This window comes from Streptomyces sp. NPDC001339, from assembly GCF_042895955.1.
Classification (GTDB): domain Bacteria; phylum Actinomycetota; class Actinomycetes; order Streptomycetales; family Streptomycetaceae; genus Streptomyces.
Genome location: NZ_JBIAWT010000001.1, coordinates 279095 through 296720 on the forward strand (window position 1 = coordinate 279095; position 17626 = coordinate 296720).

Annotated in this window: 14 protein-coding genes; 7 read left to right on the plus strand and 7 right to left on the minus strand. The window is 71.2% G+C overall.

All coding sequences use genetic code 11. The annotated features are described in order from the left end of the window. The first annotated feature begins 153 nt into the window (after positions 1 to 153). Positions 154 to 1536 carry an L-serine ammonia-lyase gene (locus ACFY12_RS01170; protein WP_390713594.1) on the plus strand — a complete coding sequence of 461 codons (1383 nt, stop codon included), beginning with the start codon at positions 154 to 156 and terminating at the stop codon, positions 1534 to 1536. Positions 1537 to 1540: 4 nt separating this feature from the next. Here ACFY12_RS01170 and ACFY12_RS01175 read toward each other — a convergent pair whose 3' ends face one another. Next, a complete protein-coding gene (locus ACFY12_RS01175; protein WP_390713595.1) occupies positions 1541 to 2197 on the minus strand; it encodes a phosphatase PAP2 family protein in 657 nt (218 codons plus the stop codon). Between the two features lie 473 nt (positions 2198 to 2670). On the opposite strand from ACFY12_RS01175, the gene ACFY12_RS01180 reads away from it, so the two are divergent. The 3 genes from ACFY12_RS01180 (at position 2671) to ACFY12_RS01190 (ending at position 4850) form a co-directional block, all read left to right on the plus strand. Continuing rightward, positions 2671 to 3228 carry a GH25 family lysozyme gene (locus ACFY12_RS01180; protein WP_390713596.1) on the plus strand — a complete coding sequence of 186 codons (558 nt, stop codon included), beginning with the start codon at positions 2671 to 2673 and terminating at the stop codon, positions 3226 to 3228. Between the two features lie 219 nt (positions 3229 to 3447). Beyond that, positions 3448 to 4278 (plus strand): ammonia-dependent NAD(+) synthetase, encoded by an 831-nt coding sequence (gene nadE, locus ACFY12_RS01185; protein WP_390713597.1) that lies wholly within the window; start codon positions 3448 to 3450, stop codon positions 4276 to 4278. Positions 4279 to 4496: 218 nt separating this feature from the next. Continuing rightward, positions 4497 to 4850 (plus strand): hypothetical protein, encoded by a 354-nt coding sequence (locus ACFY12_RS01190; RefSeq protein ID WP_390713598.1) that lies wholly within the window; start codon positions 4497 to 4499, stop codon positions 4848 to 4850. Positions 4851 to 4924: 74 nt separating this feature from the next. Here ACFY12_RS01190 and ACFY12_RS01195 read toward each other — a convergent pair whose 3' ends face one another. The 6 genes from ACFY12_RS01195 to ACFY12_RS01220 all read right to left on the minus strand — a co-directional run bounded on the left by ACFY12_RS01195 (position 4925) and on the right by ACFY12_RS01220 (position 10377). Further along, positions 4925 to 5857: a cytochrome c biogenesis CcdA family protein gene (locus tag ACFY12_RS01195; protein ID WP_390713599.1), complete on the minus strand. Its 933-nt coding sequence runs from the start codon at positions 5855 to 5857 to the stop codon at positions 4925 to 4927. Then, positions 5854 to 6633 (minus strand): DsbA family protein, encoded by a 780-nt coding sequence (locus ACFY12_RS01200; protein ID WP_390713600.1) that lies wholly within the window; start codon positions 6631 to 6633, stop codon positions 5854 to 5856. Before ACFY12_RS01200 ends, ACFY12_RS01195 begins: the two co-directional genes overlap by 4 nt. Positions 6634 to 6687: 54 nt before the next feature. After that, entirely contained in the window at positions 6688 to 7179 is a 492-nt protein-coding gene (locus ACFY12_RS01205) for a hypothetical protein (RefSeq protein ID WP_390713601.1), read from the minus strand. Between the two features lie 186 nt (positions 7180 to 7365). Further along, positions 7366 to 7905, minus strand: a complete 540-nt coding sequence (locus ACFY12_RS01210; protein ID WP_390713602.1) for an ATP-binding protein — start codon at positions 7903 to 7905, stop codon at positions 7366 to 7368. A 264-nt stretch (positions 7906 to 8169) separates the two neighbouring features. Then, positions 8170 to 8937 (minus strand): enoyl-CoA hydratase/isomerase family protein, encoded by a 768-nt coding sequence (locus ACFY12_RS01215; protein ID WP_390713603.1) that lies wholly within the window; start codon positions 8935 to 8937, stop codon positions 8170 to 8172. 165 nt (positions 8938 to 9102) lie between these two features. Next, positions 9103 to 10377 carry an Ig-like domain-containing protein gene (locus tag ACFY12_RS01220; RefSeq protein WP_390713604.1) on the minus strand — a complete coding sequence of 425 codons (1275 nt, stop codon included), beginning with the start codon at positions 10375 to 10377 and terminating at the stop codon, positions 9103 to 9105. Between the two features lie 265 nt (positions 10378 to 10642). Here ACFY12_RS01220 and glgX point away from each other — a divergent pair, with 265 nt between their 5' ends. From glgX to ACFY12_RS01235, 3 genes are all read left to right on the plus strand, one after another. Then, a complete protein-coding gene (glgX, locus tag ACFY12_RS01225; protein WP_390713605.1) occupies positions 10643 to 12895 on the plus strand; it encodes a glycogen debranching protein GlgX in 2253 nt (750 codons plus the stop codon). 452 nt (positions 12896 to 13347) lie between these two features. Then, entirely contained in the window at positions 13348 to 15378 is a 2031-nt protein-coding gene (locus tag ACFY12_RS01230; RefSeq protein ID WP_390713606.1) for a M4 family metallopeptidase, read from the plus strand. A 287-nt stretch (positions 15379 to 15665) separates the two neighbouring features. Continuing rightward, complete coding sequence (locus ACFY12_RS01235; RefSeq protein ID WP_390713607.1) at positions 15666 to 17297, plus strand: M4 family metallopeptidase; 1632 nt, start codon at positions 15666 to 15668, stop codon at positions 17295 to 17297. Positions 17298 to 17626 lie beyond the last annotated feature (329 nt).

Below are 17626 nucleotides of genomic sequence, written 5' to 3' on the forward strand. Positions count from 1 at the left end.
AGAAAACCACCTCCCGCCCCATAGCCCCCGCCTTCCCCCCATAGCTCCACACCCCATCCCCCTCACTCCACCGCCGGCTTCCCCCCTCCGCCTCCACCGCCGGCTCCCCCCAGCTCCACCGTCCACCACGAGCAGACAAAGGAGTCCGCCCCCGTGGCCATCTCCGTCTTCGACCTCTTCTCCATCGGCATCGGCCCCTCCAGCTCCCACACCGTCGGCCCGATGCGCGCCGCCCGGATGTTCGTCGGACGCCTCAAGAAGGACGGTCTGCTCGCTCAGACGGTCTCCGTACGCGCCGAGCTGTTCGGCTCCCTGGGCGCCACCGGCCACGGCCACGGCACGCCCAAGGCGGTCCTGCTCGGCCTGGAAGGCCACTCCCCCCGCACCGTGGACGTGGAGACGGCCGACGACGAGGTCGAGCGCATCCGCCGGACCGGCCGGCTGCGGCTGCTGGGCGCCGAGATAGGCACCGCCCACGAGATCGACTTCGACGAGCCGAACCAGCTGATCCTGCACCGCCGCCGCTCGCTGCCGTACCACGCCAACGGCATGACGCTCTTCGCGTACGACGCGGCGGGTGCCCCGCTCCTGGAGAAGACGTACTACTCGGTCGGCGGCGGCTTCGTCGTCGACGAGGACGCGGTCGGCGAGGACCGCATCAAGCTGGACGACACCGTCCTCAAGCACCCCTTCCGCACCGGCGACGAACTGCTGCGCCTGTCGAAGGAGACCGGCCTGTCGATCTCCGCGCTGATGCTGGAGAACGAGAAGGCCTGGCGCACGGAGACGGAGATCCGCGAGGGCCTGCTGGAGATCTGGCAGGTCATGCAGGGGTGTGTGTCCCGCGGCATGGCCCGCGAGGGCATCCTCCCCGGCGGCCTGAAGGTCCGCCGCCGCGCCGCCAACGCCGCCCGCGCCCTGCGCTCCGAGGGCGACCCGGCGGCCCGCGCCATGGAGTGGGTGACCCTGTACGCGATGGCGGTCAACGAGGAGAACGCGGCCGGCGGCCGGGTCGTCACCGCCCCCACCAACGGCGCCGCCGGCATCATCCCCGCCGTCCTCCACTACTACGTCAACTTCGTCCCCGGCGCCGACGAGGACGGTGTGGTCCGCTTCCTCCTCGCCGCCAGTGCCATCGGCATGCTCTTCAAGGAGAACGCCTCCATCTCCGGTGCCGAGGTCGGCTGCCAGGGCGAGGTCGGCTCGGCCTGCTCCATGGCCGCCGGCGGTCTGGCCGAGGTGCTGGGCGGCTCCCCCGAGCAGGTCGAGAACGCCGCCGAGATCGGCATGGAGCACAACCTGGGCCTGACCTGCGACCCCGTCGGCGGCCTGGTCCAGATCCCGTGCATCGAACGGAACGGCATGGCCGCCGTCAAGGCGGTCACCGCCGCCCGCATGGCGCTGCGCGGCGACGGCCGCCACCACGTCTCCCTCGACAAGGTCATCAAGACCATGAAGGACACCGGCGCCGACATGAGCGTCAAGTACAAGGAGACGGCCCGCGGCGGCCTCGCGGTCAACATCATCGAGTGCTGAGGCGCTACCGTCTGCCGCGGACGGCCGGGACCTGGCTTGCGAGGGCGAGGAGGGTGGTGGCCAGCAGCCAGCCGGCCAGGACGTCGCCGGGCCAGTGGACGCCCAGGTAGACGCGGGTGAGGCCGACGCCGACGGCCCAGAGGGCGAGCGCTGCGCGGCAGACGGGCTGCGCTGTCCGCCACGCCTGGGCGGCGCGGGTCCCGGCAGCGCCGCGGGTGTGCCGGGTGATGCCCCAGGCGAGGATTCCGGCGGCCAGCGCCGAGGTGGTGGCGTGGCCGGAGGGGAAGGAGTAGCTGGAGGCGTGTACGGCCCAGTCGGCGGCCGGCGGGCGGGGTCGGGTGAGCAGCAGCATCAGGCCGTAGCGGAGCAACTGGCACGCGGCGAGGAAAGCCACCGTGCCGAGCACCGTACGGAGCCGCCGGGCGAACGTCCCGCGCCCGGCCAGCAGTCCGGCGAGGACGGCCATCAGGTACGGGACCACACCGGTTCCGGTGTCCGTCAGCGCGCGGGCCATCGACAGCAACGGCTCCCCGCGGTGGGCAACGGCCCAGTGGTGGACGGCCTGTTCGGGGGCGAGCGGGGTGCCGTCCCGTACGGATACGGTGACGGCCGCGGCGGTCAGCAGCCCGGCACAGACGGCGGCCAGGGCGAACCGCCTCAACCAGGGAGACGCAAGGGCTCCGGCCATGTCGGCGGCCTCCCACACCGGTTCGCGGGACGGTCGGCCGGACCGGCCCGTCGCCTGGCGGCAGCAGTCATCTGAGCGTCAGCTGACTGCTTCTCAGCATACCTGTGGAACAAGGAACTTCCCGCTCTCGATCCAGCCCTGTGGTACGCGGAACTTCCTGCCCTCGATCTGGCGTCCCCGGTAGCGAGCGTGCTGAACTCGGGCATGCGGAACCGCTGGCACGCATCGGAACGGGACAGCGGGACAACGGGACAACGGGACAACAGCACACGGAACAGCAGCACACGGGGCGTCCGTACCGCGCGGAACACCGGCACCGTACGGAACAACGGAACATCCGAGGGACACGGCGCCGGACGACGCCCCGGGAAACACCTCGCAACGCGATTGACCGCTAGCGCAGTTGATGCTTCGAATCCGCAGACCGACCGGCAGGAGGGCCGCTCATGCTGCATGGTGTCGATGTCAGCTCCAACAACTCGTCGTACTCCGCCAAGAACCAGGACTTCGTTTTCGTCAAGGCCACCGAAGGCCGCTCGTACATCAACCCGTACCAGAACGCACAGGCGGCGAAGGCCCGCGAAGCGGGATGCGTCGTGGGTTTCTACCACTTTCTGTGGCCCGGGAATATCGCCGCCCAGGCACGGTATTTCGTCGAGAAGTGCGCCTCGGTCCAGGGCGACGTCCTGATCTGCGACTGGGAGCGCACCCGCGAGGGGACCTACGCCACCAATGCGCAGAAGGACCAGTTCCTGGTCGAGGTGAGCAAGCTGCGCCCCACGGCGCACCGGATCGTCCTCTACTGCAACCGGGATTTCTGGCTCCACCACGACACCACGTCCTACGCCGCCGACGGCCTCTGGATCGCCGACTACGTCACCGCCGGGAAACCGCGGATCAAGGCGAAGTGGCTCTTCCACCAGTACACCGACCAGCCGCTGGACACGAATGTGGCGAACTTCTCCAACAAGGCCGCGCTGAAGAAGTGGGCGCACGCGGCATAAGGTTTCCCACCGGCATGCGTTTTCGCGTATCCATGAACCGTGAAGCGTGCGTAGGGCCGTAAACCCGTAGGGCTGTAGGGCCGTACGGCAAATACGCACTCTGCGTACGCGGTACGGGGACAGCGTGTGACGCATGCCAGGCGGCAGCCGCCGTCCGTACCGCACTCGCGGCGAGAACCACGCGGCGAGAGACAGAGAGACAGAAGAAGGGGAGCAGCCGTGACCGACCCGGCGTCCAAGGCCTTGCAGCAGGAGATCGCCCGGGATCTCCAGGTGACCGCGTCCTTCGACGCCGAGCGGGAGATCGAGCGCCGGGTGGCGTTTCTCACAGCACGGCTGACCTCCACCGGCCTGCGCTCGCTGGTCCTGGGGATCAGCGGCGGCGTCGACTCGACGACCACCGGCCGGCTCTGCCAGCTCGCCGTGGAGCGGGCCCGGGCCGCCGGCCACGAGGCGACGTTCTACGCGATGCGGCTGCCTTACGACGTCCAGGCGGACGAGAAGGACGCCCAGCGGGCGCTGGAGTTCATCCGGGCCGACCGGGAGCTGACCGTCGACATCCGCCCGGCGAGCGATGCGGCGCTCGAAGCCGCGGTGGACGGCGGACTCTCCTTCCGCGACGCCCACCACCAGGACTTCGTGCACGGCAACATCAAGGCACGGCAGCGCATGATCGCGCAGTACGCGGTCGCCGGGGCCCATGACGGCCTGGTCGTGGGCACCGACCACGCGGCCGAGGCGGTCTCCGGTTTCTTCACCAAGTTCGGCGACGGTGCGGCCGATGTCGTCCCGCTCACCGGTCTCACCAAGCGCCGGGTGCGAGCCGTCGCGGCGGCGCTGGGCGCCCCGGAGGAGCTGGTCACGAAGGTGCCGACGGCCGATCTGGAGACGCTCGACCCGGGCAAGCCCGACGAGGACGCGCTCGGGGTGACGTACGACCAGATCGACGACTTCCTGGAGGGCGAGCCGGTCGCCCCGGAGGCGTTCCGGGCGATCACCCGCCGCTACCGGCTCACCGAGCACAAGCGGGCGCTGCCGATCGCGCCGTGACGGCGGCGGGGACGTGACCGAGGCCGGGCCGTGGCCTCGGCCCTACCCCGCTCAGCCCCGCCCTGCCCTCCGTCCCCTTGCTTGTCATGGTCCAGTAAGGGGATGGTCACCATTACGGTGCTCAATCGCGCGGCTGAACGGGCATGCATCTGCCCATGGGTAGTTGCGAAGTGCGATCGGAAGATCGACTGTCAGTGGGTCCGCCTACGCTCGGCGACATGGGTTACGCACAGCTGCGCGAACTCCAGTCCGCGCTGACCACCGCATCCGACCTTGCCACCGCCCTGCAGTCCGCGCCGACCCGGCAGGGCGCGGACGAGCTCGTCGACGTACTGCGCCAGGCGCTGACCACGGCCAGCGCCCTGGGCGCGGAGACCGGTCCGACCGGCTGCGCGCTCCATCCGCACGGCGCGGTCGACCCGCTGTACGGCGACCCGGAGGATCCTCTTCCGCCGGGCTACGGCAAGTGCCTGCTCTGCAACGACCGCCGGCGCCGGGCCGACGCCCACCCCGCGCACATACGGCCACTCGCCCGTACGCACGCACACCGGCGGCGCCGGCTCAGCGCCTAGCCAGGCGCTTCCGGAGCCCAGGCACTTCCGGAGAGGAGCGCCGGCGGGGGCAGCTGCCCGCCCCCGCCGCGCGGCTACTTCTCCGGTGGCTCGGCCGACCGGTCCGCGGGCTGCTCCGCCGGCGGCCCGGTCGGCTGCTCCGCCGACTGCTTCTCCGGCGGCTCGGCCGGCTGCTGCTCCCGCTGCCGCTTCTCCCCGCGGAGGGCGATCCTGGCCAGCACTCCCGCGACGGCCAGTGCGGCCACCGCGAGCAGCACCGAGTCCGGGATGGCGTTCCCGACCCGGGCCAGCCACTCCTCGATCCGCGATTCGCTGTCCCTGTCGAGGAACTCGGGCAGCGCACTGGTCCCGTTGAAGCGCAGGAAGAGCACGCCGATGCCGATGAAGAACACCCCGGACAGCAGCGAGGTGGTGTGCAGCCGCAGCTTCCCGAGGGTGAGTTCACGGCCCCGGAGCCACCCCCGGGTGCCGAGCCGGAAGCGGTCCCACAGGAGCGCGAGGACGAACAGCGGCAGCGCCATGCCCAGCGCGTACACGGCGAGCATCGAGGCACCGTAGACGGCATTGCCGCTGAGCGCCGAGACCATCAGCACCGAGCCGAGGATCGGCCCCGCGCAGAAGCCGGCCAGCCCGTAGACACAGCCGAGGAGGAAGGTGGAGACGGCCGAGCGCGGGGTGATTCTGGCGGCCGCCTGCTGGGCGCGCCGGGACGCGAAGCCCAGCCCGAGGATCTGTGCCAGGCCCATCGCGATGACGACCCAGCCGCCGATCGTGATCAGCAGGTCGCGGTGCCCGATGAACAGCTGGCTGGTCAGCGTGCTGGCCGCGCCGAGCGGTACCAGCGTCGTGGCCAGCCCCAGATAGAACACTCCGGTGCGGGCCAGCAGCCGGCCGGGGGTGCCGAGGGAGTACGCGAAGAACGCCGGCAGCAGCAGCGCACTGCACGGGCTGATCAGGGCGAGCACACCGCCCAGGAACGCCGCGAGGTAGCCGATGTCGGTCGTCACTTCCCGGCCCCCGTCTCCGTCCCCTTCGCCTTCGCCTTGGCCGCGGCGTCCTCGATGGCCTGGGTGAAGACCCCGGTGGCCTGCGCCCCCATCACCGGGCGGCCGTTGACCAGGAAGGACGGCGTGGACTGCACACCGAGCTGGTAGCCCTCCTCCTGGTCCTTCTTCAGTGCCTGCTCGGCATCCGCGCTCTTCAGGTCCGTACGGAACTTCTCGATGTCCGGAACCCCGCTCGCCCGGGCCATCTCCACGAGCTTGTCCTCGGCCAGCGCGTCACCCTTGCGGGTCTCGGCGTACAGCGTGGCGTGCATCTCCCAGAACTTGCCCTGTCGGCCGGCGGCCCAGGAGGCGCGGGCGGCCCGCTCGGAGGGGGCACCGAAGACGGGGAAGTTACGGAACTCGATGCGCAGGGTGCCCGCGTCGACATACTTCTTGACCAGCTCGGGCTGGGTCTCGCGGGTGAACTTCCCGCAGTACGAGCACTGGTAGTCGGCGTACTCGACGAGCACCACCGGGGCGTCCTTCTTGCCGACGGCCAGCGGGTCACCGTCCTGGCGCCGGCTGGTCTGCCGGGCGAGGTCGTCGAACATCTTCTGCTGTGCGGATTCGTCCTTCGACTCGACGGAGGCGGCGGCCTCGGGCGCGTCGGTGCCGCTGTCGCGGCTGCCTTCGACGGCCTTGCCGACGGCGACGGCGACCGCGATCACCGCCACGACGAGGGCGATGACCGCGCCGATGGCGGCCAGTTTGCGGGTGGGAGAGGCGGAAGTGGGCATGCGGAAGCTCCATACGTGCGGAGGGAAGGGTCAGGCCGGGTAGCTCGGGGTGGCCTAGATCCGCAGTACGGGCAGGAGGGAAGGGTGGTCGGCGCGGTGCTCCGCGTCAGTGGGCGGCCGGGCGAGCGCGTGCTGGGCCGGCAGGTCGACGGCGAGCGGGCCGGGACCGGTGGTGGCGGGGGCCAGGGGCTCGGCACGGTGCGGGGTGGGCAGCGGGGCGGACTCGTCGGGCGCGGGTGCCTGCCGGCCCTGGCAGCGCTTGGGCGCGTGGGCCTCGGCGTCAGGCCCACTGTCGGCGGCGGCGAGCTGCGGGGAGCCGTAGAGCTTCGGGTCTCCGAAGGGCTTCGGGTCACCGAAAGGCTTCGAGGCACCGGAAAGCTTCGGCGTGTCCTGCACCGGGACCGGGACCGGGCTCATCGCCGTGGCCGTGGCCGTGGGCGTCGCCGTCCAGGCCTGGTCGCCCCCGGTGCGGCAGAGCAGCGGCCCGAGGGCGACGGCGAGGAGGAGCAGCAGCGTCAGCGCGGCCGACCGGCGCACGGAATACATGGTCCTCCTCTCCGTATCAGCCGCAGTCACGAACAGCCCATCTTACGGATCGCCTCCCCGCAACCGCCTCCCCGGCCGTCGGCCGACGACGCCCGGCGGCCCGGCTGCCCGGCGGTGCAGCGGTGCGGGTCGCTCCTCCCGGCGTACGGCCGGACCCGTACGGGCGTCAGCAGCCCCGTACGGGCGTCAGCAGTCGGGGACCCTCATCTCGATCCACGTCGTCTTGCCGCGCGGCAGCAGGTCCACACCCCAGCGGTCGGAGAGCTTGTCGACGAGGAAGAGGCCACGGCCGCTGACGTCCATACCCTGGACAGGCATGAGACAGGGCAGGCCACGGGAGGGGTCGCGCACCTCGATACGGATCCAGCCACGGCGGCGGAGCATCCGCAGCCCGAACGTCCGGGCGCCGGTGTGGCGTACGGCGTTGCCGACCAGCTCGGAGACGAGCAGCACGGCGTGCTCGGCGAGCTGGGGCGTCAGGGACCACTGTTTGAGGAGCACCGCCGCGGTCAGCCGGCGGGCGATCCCGGCGGACTGGGGACGGGAGGGTAGCCGGACCTCGCCGATGGTCGGCTCGCCGACCAGATCGAGTGCCGCGGGCACCGGGCCGCAGGGAGCCGGAACCGGCATCCCGTCCGTGCCGGGGACGCCCCACCGTGCTGCGGACGGATCGCTCTCCGGCCGCGGCTGCTCCATTCCTTCGAGGCCCGCCATGCCCCCCATCATGGCTGCTACTTGGCGGTCGCGGGGGCGGAACCGGCGGAATCCCTTGCCCGGAATTGCCGGTTCCAGCGCCCCGCGACGTCATATGCCAACAGCATTTAAGGTTCCGGGAAAACCTGGCTGACCTGCGGCGACACCGGGCATATGAATGATCGACGCGAGGTGTCAACAAGGCGGCCTTAAGGCGTGGTTAAGTTCCCCGCAATTCCCCCACACGAGGCATCGGGTCCCGGCCAAACCTCACACGCCCCAAAAACCCCAGCCGCTTCAGCGGAACCTGGCCTTACCGGGGCCGTCCTCGACGAAGCTGCGCATCCCGGTCTCCCGGTCCTCGGTCGCGAACAGCCCGGCGAACCAGTTCCGTTCGACCGTCAGCCCGGTGTCGATGTCCGTCTCCAGGCCCGCGTCGACGGACTCCTTCGCGGCGCGCAGGGCCAGCGCGGGGCCGGCCGCGAGCCGGGCCGCCCAGGCGTGCGCCTGCTCGTAGACCTCGGCGGCCGGTACCACCCGGTCCACCAGGCCGAGGGCGAGCGCCTCGTCGGCCTTCACCTGACGGCCGGTGAAGATCAGGTCCTTGGCCTTCGAGGGACCCACCAGCCGTGCCAGCCGCTGGGTGCCGCCGGCGCCCGGGATCAGGCCCAGCAGGATCTCCGGCTGGCCGAGCTTGGCGTTGTCGGCCGCGATCCGGAAGTCGGCGCAGAGCGCCAACTCGCAGCCGCCGCCGAGCGCGTAGCCGGTGACCGCGGCGACCACCGGCTTGGGGATCCGGGCGACGGCGGTGAACGCGTCCTGGAGGGCCCGCGAGCGGACGACCATGGCCGCGTGGTCCATGTCCTGCATTTCCTTGATGTCCGCGCCGGCCGCGAAGACCTTCTCGCCGCCCCAGACGACGACCGCGCGCACCTCGTCGCGGCGGGTGACCTCTTCGGCCAGCTCGCGCAGCCGGTCCTGGGTGGCGATGTCCAGGGCGTTCATCGGCGGGCGGTCCAGGCGGATGGTTCCGACGCCGTCAACAACCTCGAGATTCACAGTCATGCCGGAAGGTTAGGGCCTGCCTTCGGTGCGTGGGGCTGAGGGTTCCGGCAGGACGCGGCACCCGCCCGGCCCGCGCCCCGTCGGCGCAGCGCAGCACGGAGCCGCCCCACCGCCGCGGTCAGCGCAGCGCGACACGCACCGCCCCGCACCGCCCCGCCCCCGCGGTCAGCGCAGCGCCGAGCCGGCCCGCCACTCGTCCCACGGCACGTTCCAGCCGCCGAGGCCGTTGTCCGGCGCGACCGTGCGTTCCGGGGAGTTCTGCACCACCACGGTGTCGCCGACGATCGACCGGCCGAAGAGCCAGCCGGCCGGGGTGTCCGGGGCGCCGCCCTTGACGTCCCTGAGCCCCACGCAGCCGTGGCTGGTGTTGACGCCCCCGAAGACCTCGGGCCGCGCCCAGTAGTTGCCGTGCAGAAAGGTGCCGGACCGGGTCAGACGCATGGCGTGCGGGACGTCCGCGATGTCGTACTCGCCGCCGAAGCCGACGGTCCGGCCGTCCATCCGCGTCACCGACTGCCGCTCCAGGATCACCATCCGTCCGTTGTACGTGGGGTGCGCGGCGTCGCCCGCGGTGACCGGCAGCACCGCCACCACCCGGCCGGCCCGGCGCACCGTCAGGGTGTGCCGGGCGGCGTCGATGAAGCTGATCTGGTCCCGGGCCACCCGGTAGCGCACGGTCCGGTCCTGTGTCCCGTAGGTGTCCGGCCCGGTCCGCACCCCGCGCAGCCGCAGCCGCACGGTGATCTCGGTGCCCGGCCGCCACCGGTCGCGGGGCCGGAAGTCCAGCCGTCGGCTGCCGAACCAGTGGCCGGCGACCTCGACGCCCGGCCGGGCCGTGACCTTGACGGCGCGTTCGACGGCCGCGCGGTCGGCGACCGGCCGGTCGAAGGCCATCGAGAAGATCAGGCCGGTGCCGACCATGGTGTCGCTCTGGGGCGAGAAGTGGCCGGTGACCCGGCGGGCGGGCAGGGCGGTGGTGAAGGTGGCGTGCCGGGCCGAGCGGTGGCCCGCGGCGTCCCGTGCGACCACGTCGACGGTGTAGGTCGCGCCGGGCTGGAGGGGGCCGGGGGCCGGCCGCCAGACCAGGCCGTCCGGTGCGATCCGGCCCGCGACGGGCCATCGGCCGGCGTTTCCGGTACGGCTCACCACGACCCGCTCCAGCCGCCCGTCCGGCACCCGGATCTCGAACCGCGCGTCGGCCCGTACGCCGTGCGCCCCGTTGTGAGGGACGATCCGGATGACCGGCTCCTGGGTGCGCGGCACGTTCCCGTCGTCGAACGCGGCCGAGCCCGCACAGCCGGTGAGCGCCGCCGCCCCGGCGAGCCCGGCCACGGCGGCGCGGGCCAGGCGGCCGCGCCCCGCGCGGCGCCGGGTCCGGTCCCGGCTCCGGTCCCGGCCCTGGTCCCGGCCCCCTGCTCGTTCCTGCTGATGGGCAGTCATATTTAGGATTGTGACGGATGATGCCGGAATCAGGAGGTATGCCGCGTACCGCCTGTCAAGGACACGCCATTCGGTCACGTCATTCGGCCACGTCATTCAGTCACGTCATCCGGTCGATGCCCGTGACGGACCCTCCCCCGCCCCACCCGAAGCGTGAGGCGACACCCGGTTGCGGGCAGAACAACGGGGAGGGCGGAGCCGCATCCGCGGCCGGGACGCCGCGCGGTCCCGCCCGACCGAGCCATGAGCCGCAGGAGGCCGGTACGTGTCGAGCGCACCCGAGCAGGAGGCGGTGGAGGGCGGACCACTCACCTCACCCGCGGACATCCGCCCCGGCAGCCCGACGCCCCTGGGGGCCCGCTGCCGGACCGGGCCCGACGGCGTCGCGGGCACCAACTTCGCCCTGTGGGCGGGCGGCGCCGAGGCCGTGGAGCTGTGTCTCTTCGACGAGGCGGAGCACGAGACCCGCCATCCGCTCACCGAGCTCACCCACGAGATCTGGCACGGCTTCCTGCCCGGCATCCGGCCCGGTCAGCGCTACGGCTACCGGGTGCACGGCCGCTGGGACCCCTGGACCGGCGCCCGCTGGAACCCGGCGAAGCTGCTGCTCGACCCGTACGCCAGGGCCGTGGACGGCGACTTCGGTACGTCCACCGAGCCGGCCGGCGCCGGGTACGCGCTGCCCGCCCCGCTCTACGGGCACGTCCGCGACTGGCCGGAGCAGCACGTCGCCGACACCGTCCGCGACGACCGGGACTCGGCACCGTACGTCCCCAAGGGCGTGGTGGTCGGCGACGCCACCACGGACGAGGGCGGCGAGGACGAATGGCGCGACGACCGCCGGCCCAAGACGCCCTGGCCGGACACCGTCCTCTACGAGCTGCACGTACGCGGCTTCACCATGCGTCATCCGGGCGTACCCGAGCGGCTGCGCGGCACCTACGCGGGCCTGGCCCACCCCGCCGCGCTGGAGCACCTCGTCCGGCTCGGGGTCACCGCCGTCGAACTCCTGCCGGTCCACCAGTTCGCGCACGAGGACCATCTGATCCGCCGCGGCCTGCGCAACTACTGGGGCTACAACTCCATCGGCTACTTCGCGCCGCACGCCGGCTACGCCGCGACCGGTACCCGCGGCCAGCAGGTCGGCGAGTTCAAGCGGATGGTGCGGGCGCTGCACGACGCCGGTATCGAGGTGATCCTCGACGTCGTCTACAACCACACCGCGGAGGCCGGCGAGCGGGGCCCGACGCTCTCCCTCCGGGGCATCGACAACCGCGGCTACTACCGCCTGGCGGCCAACGCCCGCCACCACACCGACTACACCGGCTGCGGCAACACCCTGCACGTCGTCCAGCCCCAGGTGCTGCGGCTGATCACCGATTCGCTGCGCTACTGGGTCACCGAGATGGGAGTGGACGGCTTCCGCTTCGACCTCGCATCGGCACTGGCCCGCTCCCTGCACGACGTCGACATGCTCTCCCCGTTCCTCGCCGTGATCGCCCAGGATCCCGTACTGCGCCGGGTCAAGCTGATCGCCGAGCCCTGGGACGTGGGCTCCGGCGGCTACCAGGTCGGCGCCTTCCCGCCGCTGTGGACGGAGTGGAACGACCGCTACCGCGACACCGTCCGCGACTTCTGGCGCGGCGCCCAGCACGACGTACGCGACCTGGGCTACCGGCTCTCCGGCTCCAGCGACCTCTATGCCTGGGGCGGCCGCCGCCCGTACGCCTCGGTCAACTTCCTCACCGCACACGACGGCTTCACCCTCCGCGACCTGGTCACCTACGAGCACAAGCGCAACGCGGCCAACGGCGAGGACAACCGCGACGGCGCCCACGACAATCGGTCCTGGAACTGCGGCGCCGAGGGCGAGACCGACGACCCCGGCATCTCCGCGCTCCGCCGCCGCCAGCTGCGGAACCTCCTGACCACCCTCCTGCTCTCCACGGGCGTCCCCATGCTGGTGGCCGGCGACGAGCTGGGCCGCACCCAGCGCGGCAACAACAACGCCTACTGCCAGGACAACGAAGTCAGCTGGCTGGACTGGTCGTTGCCGGCCGATCCCGACTGGCGCCCGCTGGCCGACCTGACATCCCGCCTGATCGCGCTCCGCCGCGCCCACCCCGTACTCCGCCGCCGCGCCTTCTTCTCCGGACGGCCGCACGGGCAGGGCGGTCTGCGCGACCTCGCCTGGTTCACCGCGGACGGCACGGAGATGACCGAACGGGACTGGTACACCCCGGGGGCCACCCTCGGCATGTACCTCTCCGGGAACGACATCGCGCAGCGCGACGCCCGCGGTATCCGCATCGTCGACGACAGCTTCCTCGCCATCCTGCACGCGGGGGCCGAACCGGGCGCCTATACGCTTCCCGGTCCGCCGTGGGCGTCCTCCTACGAACTCCTCGTCGACACCTCCCGGGAAGACCAGAGGACACCGCCCGGCACCCGCCACACCGCAGGCGCGGACATCCCGCTGCCCGCCCGCTCGGTCCTGCTGCTCCGAGCCGCCGGCTGAGGCCCGCTGTACGTGCTGAAGTACGACGGCGCGGAGGACGGCAAAGCCGTTATCGCGATGGGCAACCCTGACGAGGCCGGTGCGCCGCCGCGGAGAACCGGATGTCCGCTTATCGGACGCCTATTTCGCCCAACGGACGTTTTCCGGCCAATTAGTTGAACGGCCACTGACAAGCAGTCGTGAGCGGTGGGACTCTTCCCCGCAACCGCAGCCGCGTGGCCCCCACAGCACCACCCCCGCGGCAGGCGTTCCACGCATCACCGGTTCCATCCGCACCTCACGTGCGTCACGTACGCCCTGTTCTTCGCGTACGTCACGTGCATCACGTGCATCACGTAAGTCTCCCCCCACGCACTTCAAGTGTTCTGCCTCGCTCTGCCCGGACGGCCCTTCCGCCGCCCGGTCCCCCTCGGCTGCACCGCCACGGAGCGGCCACCGCAGAAGGAGTCAGCGTGAGACGCACCCCCCATAGACGCGCCGTCGCGACCGGCGCGCTCGTCGCCGTCGCGGCGATGCTGGCCGTCGGCGCACAGGCCGGTACCGGCACGGCGGCCACCCCGCGGCCGGGCGCCGCGCACGCCGTACCCGGCCCCGGCGCGCTGCCGGCCGAGCTGTCCCCGTCCCAGCGTGCGGAGCTGATACGGGCAGCCGAGGCCGGCACCGCCGAAACCGCGCGCCAACTCGGGCTCGGCGCACAGGAGAAGCTGGTCGTCAAGGACGTCTCGAAGGACGCCGACGGCACCGTCCACACCCGCTACGAACGCACCTACGCCGGACTGCCCGTCCTCGGCGGCGGCCTCGTGGTGCACCGGAGCAAGAGTGGCACGCTCAAGGGCGGCGCGCTCAAGGGCGTCACCAAGGCCGTACGCACCCAGATCAAGGTCGCGAGCACCACCCCGAAGGTGCGGCCGGCCGCCGCCGAGGCGAAGGCCGTCCAGGCCGCCCGGGCGCTCGGCGCGGAGCAGACGGCGGCGGCCGAGGCGCCCCGCAAGGTGGTCTGGGCCGCCGACGGCACGCCGGTGCTCGCGTACGAGACGGTGGTCGGCGGGCTCCAGGACGACGGGACACCCAACGCACTGCACGTCATCACGGACGCCGGGACCGGCGCCGAGCTCTTCCAGTACCAGGGCATCGAGAACGGCACCGGCAAGAGCCAGTACAGCGGCCAGGTCACCATCGGGACCTCCGGGTCGGCGCCGAACTTCAAGATGACCGACACCACCCGGGGCAACCACCGGACCAACAACCTCAACCACGGTACGTCCGGCAGCGGTTCGCTCTTCACCGACGCCGACGACGTCTGGGGCGACGGCACGCCGTCGAACCCGCAGACCGCGGGCGTCGACGCCGCGTACGGCGCGCAGGAGACCTGGGACTACTACAAGAACGTGCACGGCCGCAGCGGCATCAAGGGCGACGGGGTGGGCGCCTACTCCCGTGTCCACTACGGCAACAGCTACTCCAACGCCTTCTGGGACGACGGCTGCTTCTGCATGACGTACGGCGACGGCCGGAACAACACCCACCCGCTCACCGCCATCGACGTGGCCGGCCACGAGATGTCGCACGGCGTCACCTCGAACACCGCGGGCCTGGAGTACGCCAACGAGTCCGGCGGCCTCAACGAGGCGACCTCCGACATCTTCGGTACGGCGGTGGAGTTCTACGCCAACAACCCGAAGGACCCCGGTGACTACCTCATCGGCGAGAAGATCGACCTCTTCGGCACCGGCGCCCCGCTGCGCTACATGGACAAGCCCAGCAAGGACGGCAACTCCGCGGACTACTGGTCCAGCCGCGTCGGTGACCTGGACGTGCACTACTCGTCCGGGGTCGCCAACCACTTCTTCTACCTGCTGTCCGAGGGCAGCGGGCCGAAGGACATCGGCGGCGTCCACTACGACAGCCCGACGTACGACAACAAGCCGGTGCCGGGCATCGGCCGGGCCAACGCCGAGAAGGTGTGGTTCAAGGCGCTGAGCCAGTACATGAACGCGAACACCGACTACGCGGGTGCCCGCACCGCCACGCTCCGGGCCGCGGCCGACCTGTTCGGCGAGGGCAGCGCGACGTACAACACGGTCGCCAACACCTGGGCGGCGGTCAACGTCGGCTCCCGCGTCCCGGACGGCGACGGCGGCAGTGTCTTCGAGAGCACCGACGACGTACGGATCCCGGACGCGGGCACCGCGGTCACCTCGCCGATCACCGTCAGCCGCAGCGGCAACGCGCCGGGCGCGCTGAAGGTGGGGGTGGACATCGTGCACACCTACCGCGGCGACCTGGTCATCGACCTGATCGCCCCGGACGGCACGGCCTACCGGCTGAAGAACTCCGACGCGAACGACTCCGCGGCCGACGTGAAGACGACGTACACCGTCGACGCCTCCGCCAAGGCGGCGGGCGGTACCTGGAAGTTGCGGGTCCAGGACGTCTACGCACAGGACACCGGCTATCTCAATGGCTGGAAGCTGACGTTCTGACCCGGCGTCGGCACCGGGCCGTCACCTTGGTGTGACATATCCGGGCCGGAACCCCGACCGGCATCTCAACTCGGCTCAGCAGCACGGCACTTGGGCGCCGCTCCCGGATCTCGGGGAGCGGCGCCCCACTCCGTTATACGAACGACGATCTCCTCTCTGCGGACATTTTTCGGCCAAGTTTGCGACTCCCTCCTGACATGAACGCGTTAGGAATGGCAACCTTCCCGGAACGCAATCACCCGCATCGCTTTGCACCCCCACCGTTTGGCAAAGTTGAAGGAGCACGCGTGACCCCCCGCATATCCCGTAAGACCCGTGTGACCGGAGGCGCCTTCGCCGCCGCGGCCCTGCTCGCCGCCGGGATCACGGCCGGCACCGCCGGCGCCTCGCCGGCCCCCACCGCCGCCAAGGACGCCACTCCCCTCAAGCTCAGCGCCTCGCACCGCGCGGAACTGCTGCGCGACGCGAGCACCGTACGGGCCCAGACCGCCCAGGCACTCGGCCTCGGCGCACAGGAGAAGCTGGTCGTCAAGGACGTCATCAAGGACGCCGACGGCACCACGCACACCCGCTACGACCGCACCTACGCCGGACTTCCGGTCCTCGGCGGCGACCTGGTCGTGCACCAGGCCGAGGGCGGCGCGATCAAGTCGACCACCAAGGCCACCGAGAAGACCATCAAGGTCGCCTCCACCACGCCGAAGATCGCCGCGGGAACCGCCGCCGCCTCGGCACAGGGCACCGCCGCCAAGTCGCTCGCCGCGAAGAAGGCCGACGCGCAGACCCCCAAGAAGGTCGTCTGGGCCGCCTCCGGCACCCCCGTCCTCGCCTACGACACCATCGTCAAGGGCACCAAGAAGGACGGCACCCCCAGCCGGATGCACGTCATCACCGACGCCGACACCGGCAAGAAGCTGTTCCAGTACGACGAGATCCGCACCGGCAAGGGCGAGAGCGAGTACAGCGGCAGCGTCGAGCTGACCACCTCCAAGGAGGGCAGCGGCTTCACCCTCACCGACGGCGAGCGCGGCGGTCACAAGACCTCCAACCTGGAGAACAGCGAGAGCGGCGAGGGCAAGGCGTTCACGGACGAGGACGACGCCTGGGGCACCGGCAAGCCCGACGACCCGCAGACCGCGGCCGTCGACGCGCACTACGGCGCGGCCAAGACCTGGGACTACTACAAGAACGTGCACGGCCGCAGCGGCATCAAGGGCGACGGCAAGGGTGCCTCCTCCCGCGTCCACTACGGCAACAGCTACGTCAACGCCTTCTGGGACGACAGCTGCTTCTGCATGACGTACGGCGACGGCAAGGACAACAAGGCCCCGCTCACCGCCATCGACGTCGCGGCGCACGAGATGTCGCACGGTGTCACCTCTGCCACCGCCAACCTGGAGTACAGCGGTGAGTCCGGCGGCCTCAACGAGGGCACCTCGGACATCTTCGGCACCTCGGTCGAGTTCTTCGCCAAGAACGAGAAGGACCCGGGCGACTACCTCATCGGCGAGAAGATCGACATCAACGGTGACGGCACCCCGCTGCGCTACATGGACAAGCCCAGCAAGGACGGCCAGTCGCAGGACAACTGGGACTCCAACACCGCCAACCTCGACCCGCACTACTCGTCGGGCGTGGCCAACCACTTCTTCTACCTGCTGTCCGAGGGCAGCGGCCCGAAGGAGATCGGTGGCGTCAAGTACGACAGCCCGACCGCCGACGGCTCCAAGGTCGAGGGCATCGGCCGGGACAAGGCCGAGAAGATCTGGTTCAAGGCCCTGACCACGTACATGACCTCCAACACCGACTACAAGGGCGCGCGCGAGGCGACCGTCAAGGCCGCCACCGACCTGTACGGCGCGGGCGGCGCCGAGGTCAAGGGCGTCGAGGCCGCCTGGACCGGCGTCGCCGTCAAGTGACGTCACACGCCGGTGCACGCACCAGCGCACGCACCAGCCCACGCAGCAGAAACCGCAGCACACGCACCACAGCACGCTGAATGTCCCGGGGCGGCGTGACCCCGGTGACAGGGCGGTGTCCGGAACTCTCCGGGCACCGCCTTCTGCGTGTGCCGGGAACCGCGCGGAGACACCCCCGGCCCCTTCCCCCGCAGGCCAGTTGGCCGCACGGGCGGCCCCGGGCGGCCGGCTACCCGCGCGTCCGCCGATATGGCCGATTCCGGCCCCTCATTCGCTCTTGTCCGTACCTCCTCCTCGGGGGAGGCTGCGGAGAGCGCCGACGGGCCCCG